Consider the following 18,774-nt stretch of genomic DNA (forward strand, 5'->3'; position numbering starts at 1 on the left):
ACTTATATATGTGGTCTCAGTTTTTCACCAGCGAGACCGAGGAGGATTTCATGATGGTAGCGGAAAAGAATCCGGTAATAAAGAAAGCGGTAGCCACGCTGAGGCAAATTCGGTGCCTGTCACCTTACCGCCTTACCGGTCCGCTGCGTTGTCTCGAAAAAGCTATTTCCTTAAAATCTTTTCCATCGTTTTTCCCTTGGCCAATTCATCAATTAACTTGTCTAAATAACGAATTTTTTGCATGAGTTTATCTTCTATTTCTTCCACACGATATCCGCAAATTACGCCGGTTATTTTTGAAACATTCGGATTGATTTGCGGCACTTGCGCGAAAAAAGTTTCTAAATCAATGTTCCGGTCGATTTGTTGCTGCAATGTTTGTTGGTCATATCCCGTTAGCCAACAAATGATGGTATCTACATCTGCTTTTAAGCGGCCTTTTTTCTCGGCCTTTTGAATATAAGCCGGATAGACACTCGCAAAGGGGGTTGTAAATATTCTTGGCTTTTTCTTTGTATTTTCTTTTACCCTAAATTGAACAACCTTTTTGATTATATCCCATGGAATAGGTTTATCAATTGAAAAACGCAAGGTCCCTTTACCGCTGCGATATGGCGCAAGTTCCTTTTCAAATGCGTCAATCCCGGACGGGCTTGGAAAAAAGCCATAATGATCCTTAAATGCCGCAAAATGCACCAAATTTCCATTCAGATAAAATGTAGGCATTCCATAGGATATTTTCTCGGTTGCCTCCGGAATTTCATTTTTTATGAAATTCCGTATTTCATTTAATGTTTTTTGAATCTCCGGTTCAAAGGTTTCAATATAGTCATCTATGGTGTTCATTCGCCCTCTCCTTTATTATCAAAATATAGAATATTATGGAAGGTGACAGGCACGGATTCTCCTATGAGTTGACAATAAAATTATTTTTCGCATAAGTTCCTCCTTATAAATATTATCCACCAATCTAGGGCGCCGCCGATTTGATTATGCGGGTTTCCGGGTGAATTCGTCAAGCAAATTAGAGAAAACTACCACTAATAGTCTATCAAATTCGGTGCCAGGCACTGTTTTGACTATTTCCCTCTTTTTGGGTTAGATTAATTATGAGGCAATGCGCCCTATTGACATACGTATAAAATACACGTATACTTGGATTATGACAGCTAAGGATCTGTTGAAATTGTTATATAAGGTAACGGTTCCAAGCCATAAAGGCGATATACCAATAGGAACGGCACACAGTGTTTTGAAACAAGCCGGATTGAAATAGGAGATACCATGCGTAAATTAACCTTTTTAGCAGTACTGGAGCCAAACGGGAACGGCGGATACGGGGTGTCTTTTCCCGATGTTCCGGGGTGTATATCCCTGGGGGATAATTTTGATCATGCGGTAAAGATGGGACAGGAAGCTCTTGGGTTGCATATATACGGTCTCGAAAAAGATGGGGACCCTATACCTGAAAGGGACGACAAAATACCGGAAACAGGCAAGGGTGATATTGTAGTTCCTATATCTGTCTATCCTGATTTGACGAAAGATAGTATGGATAACCGGCGGGAAAAAACAACCATAACGCTTCCCCATTGGCTTAAAGAGTTAGCTGAGACTGAGCATGTTAACTATTCCAGGGTTTTAGAGACCGCGTTACGGGATACACTGAATATAGAGCGATAGCCTTGGGCAAATAAAGAGAGGCGGGGACCGGTCAAGATAAGGTCGCCCAAAACTTGGTGCCTGGCACAACATCAACTCTGAACAGATTAAACGGGGGGAAGCCTGGAAACAGGCTAACCGGGTTGTCTGTATAATCATCATCAATGATATTTGATAGTGTACTTCCACTAGGACGAACTTTACCGGGCCGGTTTCCGGCCCGAGACAAGGACAAAAATGACACTCCGGTATGTGAATCCACCGGTAAATATCCCTCTTCTTACCTTGTGACACCGGCGGGCGTGGGGAGGGGTGCGCATGGCTTCATGTATATGGAATTCTCTGCTGGAGGAGACCCGAAGGGGCTCCGTAAGCAGGCTCTACATGCACATGAAGCCGTGCGCACCCCTCCCCACGCCCGATTTGCCGACAAGCCGGAGAAAAGGGATGTTGGACAACCCCCTGCTCTCCCTAGGTTTTATTTTTTTCTTTGAATAAAACCAATTTTGTATCCCAAACAAAAATTCGTACTTAATTCCAAAGCGCTACCGTATTCCCCTGTCCAATTGTCATTATAAGCCCACAACACAGCATTAATGCGTGTTTCAGCAAACAATACACCGGGACCGATATGAGCACCCCCTCTCAGACCTCCGCTAAACACAAATCCAGGGGCCGTTTGCTCGGAGGGAGTTGCGAACGCTATATGCAGCCCAGGTCCGAAAAACACATTTACTTCAAATGAAGAAGGGCGTATTGTTAGTGTCGGCTCTAGTAAAATATTGATACCGCTATACCCGTTTCCACTCACATCAAGAGCTATTCCAAATAGATCAAAAGGTTGAACCATCGCATAAGCAGAATACCCAATAGGCAATTCACCAAAATGCCAATCGTATGCTTCCAGATACTCTTCTGGTTCGCTAATCATCAGGCTGTAACCCCCACTTATTCCAAAATAAAACCATTGATATTTCCAGGCATCGGCGGGATTTATTCTTCCCAATAATCCCGTTAAGGTAGGATCGTACTTTATATTTATTGTTCTGGTACCTATTACTTCAGCGGTTTCTATAACTACCGCCTGAATTCGCATGCGGTACATATCACGGTACTGGCCAATTGAACCGGAAAACAGAATTTGTGCGCCTATCATCCGGCCAATACCCTGAGCAGTTTCATCGCTCACGGAGCCGGACATGTTAAAATTCAATTCGTTTTCCAACAGTTCCAAACGGCTTCTTTCCACAACCCTTACTGTTCCCGTATTGGAAAAAGCAACCAAAAGTTCCTGAATGATAAAATCGGAAAGTTCTTTATTTTCCGCCTCAAAGTTCGTAACTGCGACGGTCGATCCTGACGGTAACTTTGATGAGAAAAAATCTACCGAATCCAGAATTGCGTCATCCAGTATCATGGCTTGTTGTGCATAAGCCAAAAGGCCGCAAAAAAATAAAACTCCCAAAAAACTCAACTTTTTCATTTTCCCCTCCTATGTCTCGCGACAAATCTGTTTATACGTAACCGCATAAGCGGGTAACACCTGTGTTATGGTATCGATGTTAAATGGCTACACCGTATGCGCGGGGAACTACGTTGCAGGGCGGTTTTGCCTAAGGATAAGGGAACCTGACAAAAATAGGGGATTTTAAGCGTTAAGGACTTGGCACGCCGGTTTTTTATTAAAGTATAATGTGAGCCTAGGTCTGCCGTTGCCGGGAACATGGGAATAGCATAGTCAATATGGAACGTTTGTTCAATAAGCTCTCGAATAAATGGGGAAAAGGGTAATCTTTACCCGCTGTAGGCGTCCCCCGTCTTTGCCGACAAGTCCAGAAAAAAAGGGATATTTACAAGAACTACTTCTTTGATAATGCACTTCCACTAGGACGCGCCTTACCGGGCCGGTTTCCGGCCCGAGACAAGGACAAAAAACACTCCGGTATGTGAATCCACCGATAAATATCCCTCTTCGTACCTTGTAACACCGGCGGGCGTGGGGAGGGGTGCGCATGGCTTCATGTATATGGAATTCCCTGTCGTAGTAGACCCACGTAGTGGGGCTGCGGAGACAGACGCGGACCATAGGTCCGATACATGCACATGAAGCCGTGCGCACCCCTCCCCACGCCCGTCTTTGCCGACAAGTCCGAAAAAAGGGATATTTACAGAAACTACTCTTTGATGTTGTACTTCCGCCGGAACCGTTCAATACGTCCGGCGGTGTCTACTAACTTCTGCTTACCCGTAAAAAAGGGGTGGCAGGAGGAGCAGATTTCAACCTTGATGTCCCTGGCGGTAGACCGGGTCTCGATAACGTTCCCGCAGGCGCAGGTGATTTTGGTTAATTCGTACTTGGGATGGATGCCTTCTTTCATCTATATAACTCCATACATATGCTTAATCCGAACCGGCGGAACCGGTATTCATCGACTTCAAGAATGCTTCATTATTCTTGCTTTTCTTCATTCTGTCAACCAGGAGTTCCATGATTTCGATATCATCCATGGGGTTAATTACCTTACGGAGTATCCATATCTTCTGGAGTTGTTCTTCCGTGAGGAGCAGTTCCTCCTTCCGGGTGCCGGATTTCTTGATGTTTATCGCCGGGAAGAGTCTGCGGTCGGAGATGCGGCGGTCCAGGTTGATTTCCAGGTTGCCGGTGCCCTTGAATTCTTCGAAAATGACTTCGTCCATGCGGCTGCCGGTCTCTATAAGGGCGGTGGAAATGATGGTCAGGCTTCCCCCTTCCTCGATGTTCCGGGCTGCGCCGAAGAAGCGTTTGGGCTTGTGGAGGGCGTTGGAGTCCACACCGCCGGAGAGTATCTTCCCCGACATGGGCACGGTCTGGTTATAGGCCCGGGCAAGCCGGGTGATGGAATCCAGGAGTATCACCACGTCTTTTTTATGCTCCACCAAGCGTTTGGCCTTTTCCAGGACCATTTCCGTAACCTGGACATGGCGGCTGGCCTGTTCATCGAAGGTGGAGGAGATTACCTCCGCCCGGACGGTACGTTCCATGTCGGTTACTTCCTCGGGACGCTCATCGATGAGTAATACGATAAGGTAGACCTCGGGGTGGTTCTTGGTGATGGCGTTGGCTATCTTCTGCATCATGATGGTTTTCCCGGTCCGGGGAGGGGCCACGATGAGGGCGCGCTGGCCTTTCCCGATGGGGCAGAAGAGGTTGATGACCCGCTCGCTGATGCCTTCGGTGGTGGTCTCCAGGTCCAGTATCTTGTTGGGGTACAGCGGAGTCAGGTTGTCGAAGGGTATGCGGTTCTGGGCTACCGTGGGGTCGTCGTAGTTTACGGTCTCCACCCGAAGCATGGCAAAGAAACGCTCCCCCTCCTTGGGGCTGCGGATCTGGCCGTAGACCGTATCGCCGGTTTTCAGGGCAAAGAGCCGTATTTGGCTGGGGCTGATATAAATATCGTCCGGCCCGGGAAGGTAAGAGTTCTGGGGGCTGCGGAGGAAGCCGTAGCCGTCCGGGAGTATTTCCAGGGAGCCGTAGGCATAGATGATCCCCCCCCGCTCGGTGTGCGCCTTGAGGATGATGAAGATGACCTCCTGCTTTTTCAGGGCCACCATATCTTCGTGAGAAATATTGTAACAAGCCGCCAGTTCCCGGAGGTCCATCATATTGAGCCGGATAAGCTCGTTGATAGAAAGCCGGGGTTTACCGTTATCCTGATCCAGCCGGGGTTCCGGTTTGCCGTAGATGTCCGGCATGGAAGGCAGCTTGGGGATAGCCGGAAGAGGCAGACCGCCGACAGCCGCGCTTGGGACCGCCGCCGGCGAAAACCCTGAACCCGGCTGCTGGTTCCCGTTGGTATAAGCGCTGCTGGCCGGATCACGGGCCGCCGCTGAAGGGGCGATATTGCCGTAATTCGGGGCGGAGCGGTCGGCTGCGGGGGAACGGTCATAGGGACGGCGTCCCCGGGGTCGAGACTGGGTACGGACCACAATGGTTTTACCGCCTGGCTTTTCCTCTTCACCCTGGGGATTATAGCCTTCGGAACCTATTTCCGCCCCGCTTTCGCCGGAATTCTGCGGGAATTCCTCTTCGGCGGAACCGGCCGCGCTAAGGGGCTGCGTATCCTCGCCGTTATTAGGACCCTGAAATTCTTCGTGTTTTGCCGCTTTTAGGGGACGACCTCTACGTATAATTGCCATGAAAAATCTCCGTTAGGATTAATGAGAAAATATACTATTACGCGCTTTCAAACGTATTCATTTCCTGATTTTTTATTTCTTTGAAAGGATTACAACAATAAACACCATTAAAAAGGGTCAATATCTATTATTTATTCGAGTGTACTCCGATGAAACTTTTCTGTCAAGCCGGAAGCCGCTATTTAAATTCGAATTTATCCTTATTGTGGATTATTTCGGACTTAATTTCGCTTATGGGGAGCCATTGTACGATAAAAGATATCTCGGTGTTGAATTTATATTCCCGGCCTCCCGTGGGCAGATAGGGGGACAGGGCCATATCCAACTTGGCATTCCAGTCCCCCAGATGGTGCAACAGGGATAGCTTAAAGGACTTAAGCTTAAATCCCGAAGACCTTCGCAGTTCTTCATTGTCAAATCGAAAGGAATTAAAAAGATCCTTAAAAATATTCGTTTCCCCCACCACGGGGAGGCCTTCGGGTACATCAAAGATGGGGAGATCCCGAAAATATCTGAATATTACCCCATTACCGGAGGTAGTTCCCAGGGTTATGTCGAGGAATTTGGCGATTCCCAGGGTAAAACTCAGACCAAAGTTTAAATTGGAATTGGTAAATCGCTGTAAATCAAAGGTAAGCCCGGTATTGACGGTAAAGGCAAAGCTAAGCCGTTTCTTCCAAAGCTCATCCTTGTTATAGGTTTTATCATACCCCAGCTTGAATTCCCGGGGCTGAAATGAAGAATCTGCGGACTGGGTCCATGCCCATTGTTTATTGTTCGCGGGGCCGGAAGAAATAAGGTTATAGGTAGTCGAATAGTTTGAGGTAAAGGAAGCGGAAACCCCGTAACAGGACAGGGTGGAACTCATACTGGTAAATTCATTCTTTTCCGGTTCGTAGACCACATTCTGGGAAACTTTAAAGGCATTATTAAAAGTAATGGTTTCGGTAAGCCGCAATGGATCGTAGATTGGCTCGTCATAGGGATCAATGATCTTTCCATTAAAATTGGTCTCGCTTAACCAGACCCGCATGGTGGCATCCCCGGTAAGAGCGGTGTCCTCCGGGGGCAGCTCCGCCGTAATTGACAGGTTCTGTACCTTATTCATAACCGATGCCTGGATATTCACCGCCGCTCTATGGCTGTCCAGGCTCTCCTTATCCCAGTCTCCGTAAATGATATCCCAATAGGTATCCTCGGGGGTAGGGTTAACGATTGGGGTACCGGTGGGCGTTAAGTTTGTTTTCAGTTCGGATTTTGCGATAAGCCCCTTAACAGAATACTGGAAGTTTGTATTGCTCCAAACGGGACTCAGGTAAAAGGGCCGGATGGTGGTGATGTATTCCGCCGAGGTGGTAAAGGATGTTTGACCCATGGCCCGTACTTTGGCTGCGTTTATTTTTATCGGGTCCGGCAGACGGCTTGTCCCCGATAGGCGGCTATATTCCTCCGCTTCCTCGTTGATATAAGAATACTCCTGCCAGGAGCCGGTTCCGGAAAACCGCAGGCTGTTGGATACGATAGTATTCACATCCGCCACGGAAAAGGTAGTACTTCCATCGGTTCTGAAGCTGGTCAAGATCGAAGATATTTCATTCCATTCAATATCTTCGATTTCCTTCCAATTTGTGCTATCGGAACGGAATTTAAGTTCCGATGCGCTGGTGGGGCTGAATTGATAGGCAAGGGAAAAATTAAGGCCCCCGGATTTGGGAAGATCAAAGCGGTGGGAAAGAATTGGAGGGCTCAGGGTAGTTGTGTCAGTTCCTCCACTGTTTGTAGCGTTCTCCTCTGTCTGCCAGGGCGAATTGGGTACCCCAAACCCGTTAAAGGGATCCGGTTCCGGCTCAGTTTTTGTCTCGGTCCCGATATTTTGCCCGGATTGGTTTGTGGAAGACTGACCGGTGCTCAAGTTCAGGGGAGTGCCGGAAATACCGGCGCTTACGGAATAAATAGTAAATTTATCGGGGTAAAAAAAGATCTTGTTCGGGGAAACAGAATTTTCCAGGACCTTGGATGAACGGTAATTAAAAGATACAAAACTGGTAAGGCTGGAAAGAGTAAGATTGCTGATATACGGGGACAGTATGGGTAGGGAAAGTGTGGAGGAACCGCTCAGACGCCATTCATAGGAGCCCAATACGTTTTTTGTAAGCGCATCCTCCGCCTCAGCAATATTACCACCCTGTTTTAACATCGCTATATAGTCCATCTCTTCCGTACGGTCCAGGAAGTCCCGGTCCACATAGGGGTCGGAATAATGGGGCAGGCTCCAGGAAAAGGTCCCATACTTTCCCGACAGGGAACCCGTATTGGTCATCCGGTAACGAAAGGGTACATCTAAACTGCCTATACGGGATGAATTCCAGTGATCAATCCCATCATAATTGGGAAAGGGGGTATAGACGTTATTGTCCGGTATCTGGATTACATCCCGGGTCAAACCGACGCCCAGAGAAAATTTGTAGTCATCAAAAATTCCTTTTTTAGGAAGGGCAAGCTCGGTTCCCAAATAGGCCCCTAAATTGGCATAGGCGTCCGCAAGGATCGAAAGCCGGGTAGTATTGGGGTCCCGGGATTTTTTTCCGGTACTTTTTAGAAATATTCCGTGCCGGGTTTTCTCCATGTCCGGAGAATTACCCAAAATTTTACTGATAGAACTTTCGGATGTGGCGGATGCCTGGGGGCGTCCTAAAATATAGGTGGTGGTCTGGATAAAACTCCCTTCCCGGGAACGGTAACCCAGGACGGGGTGGAAGATAATCTCGTCGGCGGGAAAGAAGAAAAAGGGTATGTACAGTACCGGTATTTCCCCAACCTTCAGGAAGCCGTTAAGGATTGCAAAATCCGAACCCGGCAGGAGCCAAAGCTTACTCGCCTTGAGGGACCACAGGGCTTCAGGATTAGTGGCGTTACTTATTTCCGCTTGGGAAAGCACCGTAGCTTCCTCATCGCTGCGGGAAATGATATTCCCCGCAAAGCGATAGGTAGTTGTGTCTCCGGTAAGGGAACGTTCCGAAACACCGTCCATAAAAATACTCGACCAGTTATCCAGGTCCACCGTTATGGATTCCCCCCGGAAGGTTTCGATGGTGTCCCCGGATTCTTTGACATACTCCACTCCCCCATTGGCGGACAAAAGGTTGCGGCTCCGGTTGTAGAGGAGCTCCCAGGCCTTAATCCGATGGACCGAATCGCCGTCCTTCAGGCTGATAACCACTTCCCCCCGGAGGCGGGCATAATCTTCGTCCACCGCATCCAGGGTAAAGTATTCGGTACTCCTGGCGGATTCTATGGTAATAATCTTAGGCGGTTTCGGGCCCCCCTCAATTTCGATTTCAACTCCGTCTACCACCGCAAAAACCTGGTCAAGGTTGAAATGCTCCCGGAGCCGGTTACCCAGGGCTGTCCGGTCGCCCCCCTCACTCAAACCCAAACTTCGGCTCCAGGCGGCCAGTTCCGACAGGGTAGAAGTTTTTATATCCAGCTCCAGGATCTCCTCATCCCTGGTCAGTACTCTTACCGTGGGTTCCGGAACAACGGCGTCAGTTTCATCTTCGGGCGCCGTTTCCGGAGCTTCCGTTTCCGCGGCCTCCTGGGCCGAAAGCTCCGGCAGCAGAGCCGGGAGAAACAGCAAAACAAGAAGCGCTGCACAGGATAGACGGCGGGAAAAAATACTCATTTCCGCCGGGAAACCCGCCGGCGCGGACGCCGTTCCAAAAGCTCCTTGATATACATTCCCGTATAGGACCGCTTATGGGCCGCAAGCTCCTCCGGCGTACCGGTGGTCACCAACTCCCCTCCCCGGTCGCCCCCCTCGGGGCCCAGGTCGATGAGGTGATCCGCCTGGAGCAGCACGTCCAGGTTATGCTCGATCATCACCACCGTATTACCCTGATCCGCCAGGCGCTGGATCACCCCCATAAGCTGTTTAACATCGGCGAAGTGGAGCCCCGTGGTGGGTTCGTCCAGGATATAGAGGGTCCGGCCGGTGGAGCGTTTGGAAAGCTCCAGGGCCAGCTTTACCCGCTGGGCTTCCCCTCCGGACAGAGTAAGGGCGGACTGGCCCAGCTTAACGTAGCCCAGGCCCACCGAAAGGAGGGTATCCATTTTCCGGGCTATATGGGGTATGTAGGAAAAAAACTCCGCCGCTTCCTCGATGGTCATGTCCAATACATCTGCAATATTCTTACCCTTGTACCGTATCTCCAGGGTTTCCTTGTTGAAACGCTGGCCGTGGCACACATCGCAGGTAATGTACACATCCGGGAGGAAGTTCATTTCAATCCTGATGGTCCCGTCTCCGGAACAGTTTTCGCAGCGGCCGCCACGGACATTGAAGGAGAAGCGCCCGGGCTTATAGCCCCGCATCTTAGCGTCCGGGAGACTGGCAAAGAGGTCCCGTATACCCGAAAAGACCCCCACATAGGTTGCCGGATTGGACCGGGGGGTTCTGCCTATGGGACTTTGATCAATGTCGATCACCTTGTCGATAAACTCCGCCCCTTCAAGTTTATCGTAGTCCCCTTCAACGTGGTTGGAACCGTAGACCTGATTGGACAGGGCGGGGTACAGCACATCGCTTAACAGGGTGGACTTCCCGGAGCCGGACACCCCGGTGATGCAGGTAAACATCCCCAGGGGTATTTCCACGTCGATATTTTTCAGGTTGTGTTCCCGCACTCCCTTTAAACGTATGAAGTTCCCGTTTCCTTCCCGCCGCTTTTGTGGTATCTCCATGGTCAGCTTCCCCGCCAGATACTGGCCGGTGAGGCTCTGCTCTATCTCCATCACCTCTTTCGGCGTACCCTGGGCTACCACATTGCCGCCGTGAACCCCCGCGCCGGGCCCCAGGTCTACGATATAATCGGCGGTACGCAGGGTCTGTTCGTCGTGCTCCACCACGATCAGGGTATTCCCCAGGTTACGCAGGTAGAGCAATGTGTCGATGAGCCGCTGGTTGTCCCGCTGGTGGAGGCCGATGGAGGGCTCGTCCAGGATATACAGTACCCCCACCAGGCTGGAACCAATCTGGGTGGCCAGCCGTATCCGCTGGGCTTCCCCGCCGGACAGGGTGGCGGACTTCCGTTCCAGGGTCAGGTAGTCCAGCCCTACGTTCTTCATAAACCCCAGCCGGGCGTTAATTTCCTTCAATATTTGGTTGGCAATCTTCCGTTCGTTTTTCGTGAATTTGATGGCATCGAAAAATTTCATGGTATCAATCACCGAAAGGCTGGTGATATCCCAAATGCCTTTGCCCCCCACGGTAACGCCCAGGGCCTCCGGCTTTAAGCGCTTGCCTCCGCAGTCCTCGCAGGGCTTTTGGCTCATGAACTTTTCAAACCATTCCTTCATACCCTCGGACTGGGTTTCCAGGTAACGCCGTTTCAGGTCCTCCAGCACCCCGGGAAACCGCGACTGGTATTCAAACTTCCCGGTCTTATCCCGGTTTACGTACTTAACCTTTATCTCTTCCTTGCTGCCGTAGAGTATGGCGTCCCGTACCTTCTTGGGCAGATCCTTAATGGGAGTATCCAGGCTGAACTTGTAGTGCTTGGCCAGGCTTTCAAAGCGGCTGCGGTGCCAGGCACTGTCCGGGTTATAGGGCGCCACCCCGCCTTCGTTGAAGGACAGGGATGGGTTAGGGATCACCAGGCTGGGATCGAATTCCAGCTTGGCCCCCAGGCCGGAACAACTGGGGCAGGCGCCGTAGGGGTTGTTAAAGGAAAAAAGCCGGGGCTGCAGTTCCGGGATAGAGATTCCGCAGTCCGGGCAGGCATTCTTCTGGCTGAAAAAATTCTCCGTCCCGGCGCCGGTTTTGTCCCCGCTTTGCTGAAGTACCAGCATGATCCCGTCCGCCGCGTTCAGGGCGGCTTCCACGGACTCCGCCAGCCGGGCCCGGATATCCGGCCCTATGACCAGGCGGTCCACCACAATCTCGATACTATGCTTCTTCTGCTTGTCCAGCTTGATCGCGCCGTCATCATCCAGGCTTATCAGAAGACCGTCGATCCGCGCCCGGACAAAGCCCGCTTTTTTGGCATCCTCGATGATCTTCTGGTGCTCCCCCTTCTTGCCCCGTATAACCGGCGCCAGAAGCTGAACCCGGGTCCCCTCCCCCATCTGCATGATGGTATCGATGATCTGGTCCACCGGCTGTTCCCGTATCTCCCTGCCGCACTGGGGGCAATGGGGAACCCCAATCCGGGCGTAGAGGAGCCGGTAGTAGTCGTAGATTTCAGTTACGGTCCCCACGGTGGACCGGGGGTTTCGGTGAGTAGTCTTCTGTTCTATAGATATAGCCGGGGAAAGCCCCTCGATATAGTCCAGGTCGGGCTTGTCCATGCGCCCCAGGAACTGCCGGGCATAGGCGGAAAGGCTTTCCACATAACGCCGCTGTCCCTCCGCAAAGATGGTGTCAAAGGCCAGGGAACTTTTACCGGACCCGGAAAGACCGGAAATAACGATTAACTTGTCCCGGGGAAGTTCCAAATCGATGTTTTTTAGATTGTGTTCCCGGGCTCCCTTGATGATGAGCTTATCCATATTATAGAAGAATACTCCGGCTGGGGGGGGATTTTCAAGTATATGAAGAATCAAGGTCCGCGGCGCCCTGATCTTAATTCATACCATAGTAATACAATAGAAATACTTGACAAGTTTTTTTATTCCCTATAAACTTTCTTTTATTATTATATTTTTCCGATCGTATTACTATGTTGTTGGTCATATGATAGAAAAACACTGGTCTAAATAGGGATTGGCGAATTCGGAGGATTACAGATGGCGGATCTGTCGGAAAAGAAAAATTTTTTCACATTAGCCTTCTTCTATTATAGAAAGAGCATCGCGATCCTCATATTTCTGGCCTTATGGCAAATTGCGCCCATGATAGGACTGGCCGACAGGACTTTTATCCCTACCTTAGGGGAGGTCCTTACCATGACATGGGATATGCTGATAACCGGAAAATTACACAATCATATATTTGTAAGCCTTGCACGCGCCCTTACCGGCTTTGCCCTTGCATCCCTTGTCGCCCTGCCTCTGGGATTTCTCCTCGGCGGCTGGTTTAAAAAACTGGAAGAATACCTTGATCCTTTGTTGAATGTTTTTTCACAGGTAAACCCATTCTCGGTATTTCCGGTCTTTATCCTGTTATTCGGTATCGGGGAACCGGCAAAGGTAGCAATAATTTTCTGGGTCTGCCTCTGGCCCATCCTCTTCGGCACCGTAAATGGGGTAAAAAATATCGATCCCCTCCTGGTAAAGGCCGCCCTGGCTATAGGTACCCCAAAGCCGGCCCTCTTTTGGAAAATTGTCCTTCCCGGAGCGGCGCCCATGATTTTTGCCGGACTTAAGCAGGGGGCAAACATATCTTTTTTTATGCTCATTGCCGCTGAGATGATCGGGGCAAGCGCCGGCCTCGGTTTTCTCGTGTTGAATTCGCAATACAATTTCCAGATAAAACGGCTCTTTGTAGCGGTACTCACCATCGCCCTTCTGGGGCTTTTTATAACCTGGCTGATCAATTTTATTGAAAAAAAAGTAATTACCTGGCGAGAAAGCAGTGTGGTATAAAACGGTCACGTATGTGGCGGTTAATTACAAAAGGAGAATAAAATGATTAAAACAAACAAGGGACGAAAAAGGGCTCTGTTATTAGGTCTCACACTGGTAACTGCGGCGACAATCTTCGGGGCTTGTTCAAAGAAGGAGGCCAGGACACTGGAGCTTTCACGAAATGCGGAAGGGCAGGATTTTTACACCATTAAAACCTGGACAAAACTGGATTGTACCGGTGCGCCCTTCTTTGTGGGTGATCAGATGGGCTTTTTCAAAGAGGAGGGGCTTATTGTGGAATACACCGGTAATACGGCGGTGCCGCAACGTATCCCATCAATTCTGCACGGTGATAATGATGTTGGTGACGCCCACCCCAATGAGATTGCCATTGCCCGTGAGGGCGGCGCCACAATCCGTGCGATTGGTCTTTCTATAGTTGAACCGCCGCCTGAGGTTACCGACATTCACCTGCAGCATATGTGGTGGGTAAGCGGACCCAACAGTGATATTAAGACGCCGGAAGATATAATCAAGCATCCCGGCAAAGTTAAAATACAGATGATCGCCCGCAATGCATGTATGGACTTTAACACCGATGTCCTTTTGGAACGCTACAACATTCCACGGGATAAGATCGAGTATATCACCATGCCGGATATTGAGGGTATTCAGTCCCTTAAATTGGGACTTATTGATATTGCCATTCCTCACCCGCCCTTCTTTAAGAGCGTTGAAGATTTAAAAGGCAATGTTATCACCACCAGCCGAGAGCTGCGGGGAGCAAATGCCGGTACTTACCTTTACTATGCATCGGATGACTTTATAAAAAAGAATCCCGAAGCGGTACGCCGTTTTATCCGGGCAATCAAGAAGGCGGAACGCTGGGCTAACGAGAATCCCGAGCAGACGGCAAAATGGACGGAAGAAGCCATCGGCATCCCGGTACTGGCCAATCACTGGTATTCGACGGAGTCGGCGATTAATGATCCCTTCATTCAGGAGTGGATTGACGGTGCGAAGACCGCAGGCGCCCTTGAGAGCACTGCAAAGGTTACTGTAGCGGATATCGTAACCCATGAATTCGATCCCGCCGGCAGACCATAGATACATAACAGCTTGGGGACCGACCAGTCCCCAAGTTTTGGGACGGATATGACTGAAGAAAACGAATATAAGATTGTTGCCAGTAATGTTGGACGCATTTTCTATACTAAACGGTTTGGCCAGGGACAGCGGCAGTTTACGGCGCTGGAAAACCTCAATTTAAATGTCAGGACCGGGGAATTTGTCTCTATCGTAGGACCTTCGGGGTGCGGTAAATCTACCTTCCTTGATATTCTCGCCGGTCTTTCAAAGCCGAGTTCCGGTGAAATTTTTATTGACGGCCATAAGATTAGCGGCCCGGCCCTCGACCGCGGCATCGTGCTGCAGGGGTATGCGCTGTTTCCCTGGAGGACCGTGCGGCAGAACATTGAATACGGGCTTGAGATAAAAAAGATCAAAAAGGCGGAACGCCATTCCATAAGCGACCATTTTATCGATCTGGTTGACTTAAAGGGTTTTGAAAACAGTTACCCCCACGAACTAAGCGGCGGAATGCGGCAGCGCGTAGCCATCGCACGAGCCCTTGCCTATGACCCCGAAGTACTGCTCATGGATGAGCCCTTTGCCGCAGTGGATGCCCAGACCAGGGAAACCCTTCAGGATGAACTCCTGAGCATTTGGGAAAAGACGAAAAAAACGATCGTTTTTATCACCCACAGTATTGAGGAAGCCGTTTTTCTTGCCGACCGGGTGGCCGTTATGACAGCGAGTCCCGGTACGATAAAGGCAATTGTACCAATTGCTCTGCCCCGGCCACGGCGTGTAAAGGAAACCCGTAATTCAATTGATTTCAACAGGATAACCGGTGAAGTATGGAATTTACTGCAGAACATACCCATCCCTGAAAAAGCAAACCCTGTCTCACAGGAAACGGTTTACACAAATGTTGTGGAGAGCGATTCTGCGGGATTGTAAAAGAGGATTATAATGGGAAGATTTGATTCTTATTTTTTAATGGCCACCGGGGATGTACCGGATTATGTGCGCCTAAAAACCGATATATTCGCCAAGGACGAAGCGTTACACTGCGTCGAATTCGGCGATGGGAACGTTAATTTCATTTTCCGTGTAAGCGGCAAGAATAAATCGGTGATCATTAAACAAGCCGGTAATGCTACACGTCTTGATAACACCTGGAAAATCTCTACCGATCGCGGCCGCATTGAGGCAGAATACCTTTCGGTACAGGAAAAGTTAAATCCCGGGAAAACCGTCAAAATTTACCATTACGATACGGTGATGTGCGCCATTATTATGGAAGATCTCAGTGATTATGACGTATTGCGCAAGGCGCTTCTTAAGCGTAAAACATTCCCTCATTTAGCCGATCATATTTCCGAATATATTGTCAATTCATTTTTTCTGACCAGCGATATTACGGTAAACCATGAAGAAAAAAAGGCCCTTGTTAAACAGTTCATCAATCCTCCAATGTGCGATATTATGGAAAAACTTATCTATACCGAGCCCTATAACGATATTTATAACCGCAACCGAATATTACCGCAGAATATATGTTTTGTACAGGAAGAGTTTTACGGTGACAGCGCATTGCATCTCGAAGCGGCTAAGCTGAAATTTGAATATTTAAACAGCGCCGAATCTTTAATACACGGCGACCTCCATACAAGTTCCTTTTTTGTCCGCGGTGACGAAATAAAAGTTTTCGATACCGAATTCGCTTTTTTTGGTCCCGCGGGATACGATTTAGGCGATATAGTAGCGCATCTTTTTTTCGCCTGGGCTAACGCCGATGCGGAATTCGCCTCCGATACATTCAAAGATTATGTACTCAACACCATTGCCGATATTATTGATATGTTCATCAAAAAATTCAAAGTCCGGTTTTCTGAATATGCAAATGATGTTATGGCAAAAGCATCCGGGTTCGCCGACTGGTATCTGGAGAAAATTCTCTCCACCGCCGCCGGTTCCTGCGGTCTTGAATTGGCACGCAGGACAATTGGCATGTCCTATGTGGAAGATCTGGTCGGTATAAAGGACGAAAGCCGGCGGGAAAGGGCGGAACGCCTCATGCTGCGGCTTTCAAAGTATTTTACCCTCAACCGGAAAAAAATAAGAACCGGGGAAGATTATATTTCCGCCGTAAAACACACGGTTTTTGAGGAAGATGTATGGAAAAGGGGAAAACGGTTTTATAATGATACGGTTAACGATAAGATAGTTATGGTGTGAGGAAAAGATGACATCAAAAGAACTTATATACAATACTGTTCAATTGCATCCAACGGATCGTCAAGCCGTTGCTTTACTCTCCGGCGGTTCATGGGTACTCAACACCCACGGCCTTTCACAGCGGGATATGCTTACGACTGACAGCGAAAAAACGGCCTCTATCCTGTTTAATACCTATACGGACATTGGTTCTGATATCATATGGGGGGCCCCCGGTTCCGGAAACCTTGTCGTAGGGGCTCTTGGGGGCCACCTGAATTTTACATCAAAGGGACCGTCCAATGTATCGGAAGCGCCGTTAAAGTCACTTGAGGATATTGAAGACATAATAAAACATGTAGACCTGGACGTTTTAAAGACCAATACGGCTCTCAGCAAACTGAGGGATATCACCGGGCTTATCGTACAAAAGGCGGGCAGCAATTACGTAACAGGCGGCACTGTTTGGGGACCCGTAACGCTGGCCGGTTTACTGTTTGGTGTGGAAAAATTCATGCGCGGCATATATAAAAATCCCGGCGCCGTACACCGCCTTTTGGATTGGACCGCCGATATATTTATTGCCTACGCTGAAAGCTATATCGAAAACGGGATCGGTTTTATTTCGATGGGTGAACCCAATTCATCGGGAGACATGATTTCCAAAAAACATTTCCGGGAATTTGCATTTCCGGCGCTAAAAAAAGTATTCGCCGCGTTAAAATTAAAAAATATCATAACCTGTCTCCATATATGCGGTAATACAGAAGACCGTCTCGACCTTATTGCTGAAACAGGCGTATCTCTTTTTTCGATGGATTATAAAGTTAACATGACCAAAGCCCGTTCTGCCCTCGGCGGGAAAATTGCCTTCGCCGGCAATGTAGATCCCGTGGCCGTTATGTTAAACGAAACGCAGGACGGGGTTGAACATGCGTGTATACAATGTATAAACGAAGCCACCGAAAGCGGCTGTAATGGTTTTATTCTGATGCCGGGATGCGATCTTCCTCCCGCAACGCCGGTTGAAAATGTAAAAAAAATGATGAGCATGGGGAGAAAAAATTGAGTTTGCCGGATACAAAACACGCACTGTGGGTTTCAACAGCCCCGGGCGAGGAGGATGTATGGGAAAGATAGCAAAACATTTGACGGATTTGATTGGTAACACACCGCTTTTGGAATTGACTAATTATAATGCAGCAAAAGAACTCGGGGCCCGGCTTTTGGCAAAGTTGGAATATTTTAATCCCCTTTCATCGGTTAAAGATCGTATCGGTTATGCGCTGATTAAGGACGCCGAGGAACGGGGCCTTATCAACAAGGACACGGTGCTGATCGAACCAACCAGTGGGAATACCGGAATAGCCCTTGCCTTTGTGGCGGCGGCAAAAAAGTACCACATAATACTTACCATGCCCGATACGATGAGTATTGAACGGCGTAATCTTCTGAAAGCTCTGGGAGCAGAACTGATACTAACCCCCGGCGTATCAGGTATGAAGGGAGCTATCGCCAAGGCTAAAGAATTACAGGCGCAAATTCCCAATTCATACATTCCCGGGCAGTTTGACAATCCTGCAAACCCACAGATTCACCGGCTTACCACGGCGATAGAGATATGGAATGACACCAACGGCGCCGTTGACATATTTGTCGCCGGGGTCGGAACGGGCGGTACAATAACCGGCGTGGGCGAGGTACTTAAACAGAAGAAGCCGGGGGTAAAAATTATCGCCGTAGAACCCTTTGATTCACCGGTACTTTCAGGGGGCGCACCCGCTCCGCACAAAATACAAGGCATCGGCGCCGGATTTTTTCCCAGGGTACTTAACACCGGTATTATTGACGAAGTTTTCAAAGTACGTAATGACGAAGCCTTTGAAACAGCCCGCGATCTTGCCATCGAAGAAGGGCTCTTAACCGGCATATCATCCGGCGCCGCCGTCTTTGCTGCAGCGGCTATTGCCAAACGGCAGGAAAATTCGGGTAAAACAATTGTGGCGCTGCTGCCGGACACGGGCGAACGCTATCTGTCAACCTCATTATTTAATTAAAAAAATTTTCAGAGTTCCGGCTGAGAGTAAACGG

14 protein-coding genes are annotated in these 18,774 nt (G+C 49.1%); 8 read left to right on the top strand and 6 right to left on the bottom strand.

Annotation, left to right across the window (positions count from 1 at the left end):
* Positions 1-162: 162 nt before the first annotated feature.
* Entirely contained in the window at positions 163-846 is a 684-nt protein-coding gene (locus LQZ19_RS10105) for a DUF2200 family protein (protein WP_411047547.1), read from the bottom strand.
* A gap of 316 nt (positions 847-1,162) precedes the next feature.
* On the opposite strand from LQZ19_RS10105, the gene LQZ19_RS19395 reads away from it, so the two are divergent.
* On the top strand, positions 1,163-1,276 hold the full coding sequence (locus LQZ19_RS19395; RefSeq protein ID WP_486401704.1) for a type II toxin-antitoxin system HicA family toxin: 114 nt from the start codon (positions 1,163-1,165) through the stop codon (positions 1,274-1,276).
* Positions 1,277-1,284: 8 nt separating this feature from the next.
* On the top strand, positions 1,285-1,683 hold the full coding sequence (locus LQZ19_RS10110; RefSeq protein ID WP_411047548.1) for a type II toxin-antitoxin system HicB family antitoxin: 399 nt from the start codon (positions 1,285-1,287) through the stop codon (positions 1,681-1,683).
* A 457-nt stretch (positions 1,684-2,140) separates the two neighbouring features.
* On the opposite strand, the gene LQZ19_RS10115 is transcribed toward LQZ19_RS10110, so the two are convergent.
* The 5 genes from LQZ19_RS10115 to uvrA all read right to left on the bottom strand — a co-directional run bounded on the left by LQZ19_RS10115 (position 2,141) and on the right by uvrA (position 12,384).
* Entirely contained in the window at positions 2,141-3,145 is a 1,005-nt protein-coding gene (locus LQZ19_RS10115; RefSeq protein WP_411047549.1) for a CsgG/HfaB family protein, read from the bottom strand.
* Between the two features lie 691 nt (positions 3,146-3,836).
* Positions 3,837-4,040: a 50S ribosomal protein L31 gene (rpmE, locus tag LQZ19_RS10120; protein ID WP_411047550.1), complete on the bottom strand. Its 204-nt coding sequence runs from the start codon at positions 4,038-4,040 to the stop codon at positions 3,837-3,839.
* A 22-nt stretch (positions 4,041-4,062) separates the two neighbouring features.
* Complete coding sequence (gene rho / locus LQZ19_RS10125; protein WP_411047603.1) at positions 4,063-5,688, bottom strand: transcription termination factor Rho; 1,626 nt, start codon at positions 5,686-5,688, stop codon at positions 4,063-4,065.
* A 328-nt stretch (positions 5,689-6,016) separates the two neighbouring features.
* Positions 6,017-9,520, bottom strand: a complete 3,504-nt coding sequence (locus LQZ19_RS10130; protein WP_411047551.1) for an LPS-assembly protein LptD — start codon at positions 9,518-9,520, stop codon at positions 6,017-6,019.
* Positions 9,517-12,384 (bottom strand): excinuclease ABC subunit UvrA, encoded by a 2,868-nt coding sequence (gene uvrA, locus LQZ19_RS10135; protein ID WP_411047552.1) that lies wholly within the window; start codon positions 12,382-12,384, stop codon positions 9,517-9,519. The genes LQZ19_RS10130 and uvrA overlap by 4 nt, the downstream gene beginning before the upstream one ends.
* Positions 12,385-12,621: 237 nt before the next feature.
* Between uvrA and LQZ19_RS10140 the strand changes: the two genes are divergently transcribed.
* Genes LQZ19_RS10140 through cysK form a run of 6 tightly spaced genes read left to right on the top strand, consistent with a single transcriptional unit; the run spans position 12,622 to position 18,740 of the window.
* Positions 12,622-13,419, top strand: coding sequence for an ABC transporter permease (locus LQZ19_RS10140; protein WP_411047553.1), 798 nt, complete (start codon positions 12,622-12,624; stop codon positions 13,417-13,419).
* A gap of 42 nt (positions 13,420-13,461) precedes the next feature.
* A complete protein-coding gene (locus LQZ19_RS10145; RefSeq protein WP_411047554.1) occupies positions 13,462-14,508 on the top strand; it encodes an ABC transporter substrate-binding protein in 1,047 nt (348 codons plus the stop codon).
* Between the two features lie 48 nt (positions 14,509-14,556).
* On the top strand, positions 14,557-15,423 hold the full coding sequence (locus LQZ19_RS10150; protein ID WP_411047555.1) for an ABC transporter ATP-binding protein: 867 nt from the start codon (positions 14,557-14,559) through the stop codon (positions 15,421-15,423).
* A 12-nt stretch (positions 15,424-15,435) separates the two neighbouring features.
* Entirely contained in the window at positions 15,436-16,704 is a 1,269-nt protein-coding gene (mtnK, locus tag LQZ19_RS10155) for an S-methyl-5-thioribose kinase (RefSeq protein ID WP_411047556.1), read from the top strand.
* Between the two features lie 7 nt (positions 16,705-16,711).
* Positions 16,712-17,752 carry a uroporphyrinogen decarboxylase family protein gene (locus LQZ19_RS10160; RefSeq protein WP_411047557.1) on the top strand — a complete coding sequence of 347 codons (1,041 nt, stop codon included), beginning with the start codon at positions 16,712-16,714 and terminating at the stop codon, positions 17,750-17,752.
* Positions 17,753-17,810: 58 nt separating this feature from the next.
* Positions 17,811-18,740, top strand: a complete 930-nt coding sequence (gene cysK / locus LQZ19_RS10165) for a cysteine synthase A (protein WP_411047558.1) — start codon at positions 17,811-17,813, stop codon at positions 18,738-18,740.
* Positions 18,741-18,774: the final 34 nt, after the last annotated feature.

Source organism: Treponema primitia, from assembly GCF_046533075.1.
In the GTDB taxonomy this organism is placed as follows: domain Bacteria; phylum Spirochaetota; class Spirochaetia; order Treponematales; family Breznakiellaceae; genus Termitinema; species Termitinema primitia_B.

What these genes read in the sequence shown, in the direction of transcription:
- LQZ19_RS19395 (WP_486401704.1), top strand. Translation starts at nt 1,163, where the DNA reads ATGACAGCTAAGGATCTGTTGAAATTGTTATATAAGGTAACGGTTCCA.
- LQZ19_RS10130 (WP_411047551.1), bottom strand. Translation starts at nt 9,520, where the DNA reads ATGAGTATTTTTTCCCGCCGTCTATCCTGTGCAGCGCTTCTTGTTTTG.
- LQZ19_RS10110 (WP_411047548.1), top strand. Translation starts at nt 1,285, where the DNA reads ATGCGTAAATTAACCTTTTTAGCAGTACTGGAGCCAAACGGGAACGGC.
- rpmE (WP_411047550.1), bottom strand. Translation starts at nt 4,040, where the DNA reads ATGAAAGAAGGCATCCATCCCAAGTACGAATTAACCAAAATCACCTGC.
- cysK (WP_411047558.1), top strand. Translation starts at nt 17,811, where the DNA reads ATGGGAAAGATAGCAAAACATTTGACGGATTTGATTGGTAACACACCG.
- LQZ19_RS10145 (WP_411047554.1), top strand. Translation starts at nt 13,462, where the DNA reads ATGATTAAAACAAACAAGGGACGAAAAAGGGCTCTGTTATTAGGTCTC.
- LQZ19_RS10115 (WP_411047549.1), bottom strand. Translation starts at nt 3,145, where the DNA reads ATGAAAAAGTTGAGTTTTTTGGGAGTTTTATTTTTTTGCGGCCTTTTG.
- uvrA (WP_411047552.1), bottom strand. Translation starts at nt 12,384, where the DNA reads ATGGATAAGCTCATCATCAAGGGAGCCCGGGAACACAATCTAAAAAAC.
- mtnK (WP_411047556.1), top strand. Translation starts at nt 15,436, where the DNA reads ATGGGAAGATTTGATTCTTATTTTTTAATGGCCACCGGGGATGTACCG.
- LQZ19_RS10150 (WP_411047555.1), top strand. Translation starts at nt 14,557, where the DNA reads ATGACTGAAGAAAACGAATATAAGATTGTTGCCAGTAATGTTGGACGC.
- LQZ19_RS10140 (WP_411047553.1), top strand. Translation starts at nt 12,622, where the DNA reads ATGGCGGATCTGTCGGAAAAGAAAAATTTTTTCACATTAGCCTTCTTC.
- LQZ19_RS10105 (WP_411047547.1), bottom strand. Translation starts at nt 846, where the DNA reads ATGAACACCATAGATGACTATATTGAAACCTTTGAACCGGAGATTCAA.
- LQZ19_RS10160 (WP_411047557.1), top strand. Translation starts at nt 16,712, where the DNA reads ATGACATCAAAAGAACTTATATACAATACTGTTCAATTGCATCCAACG.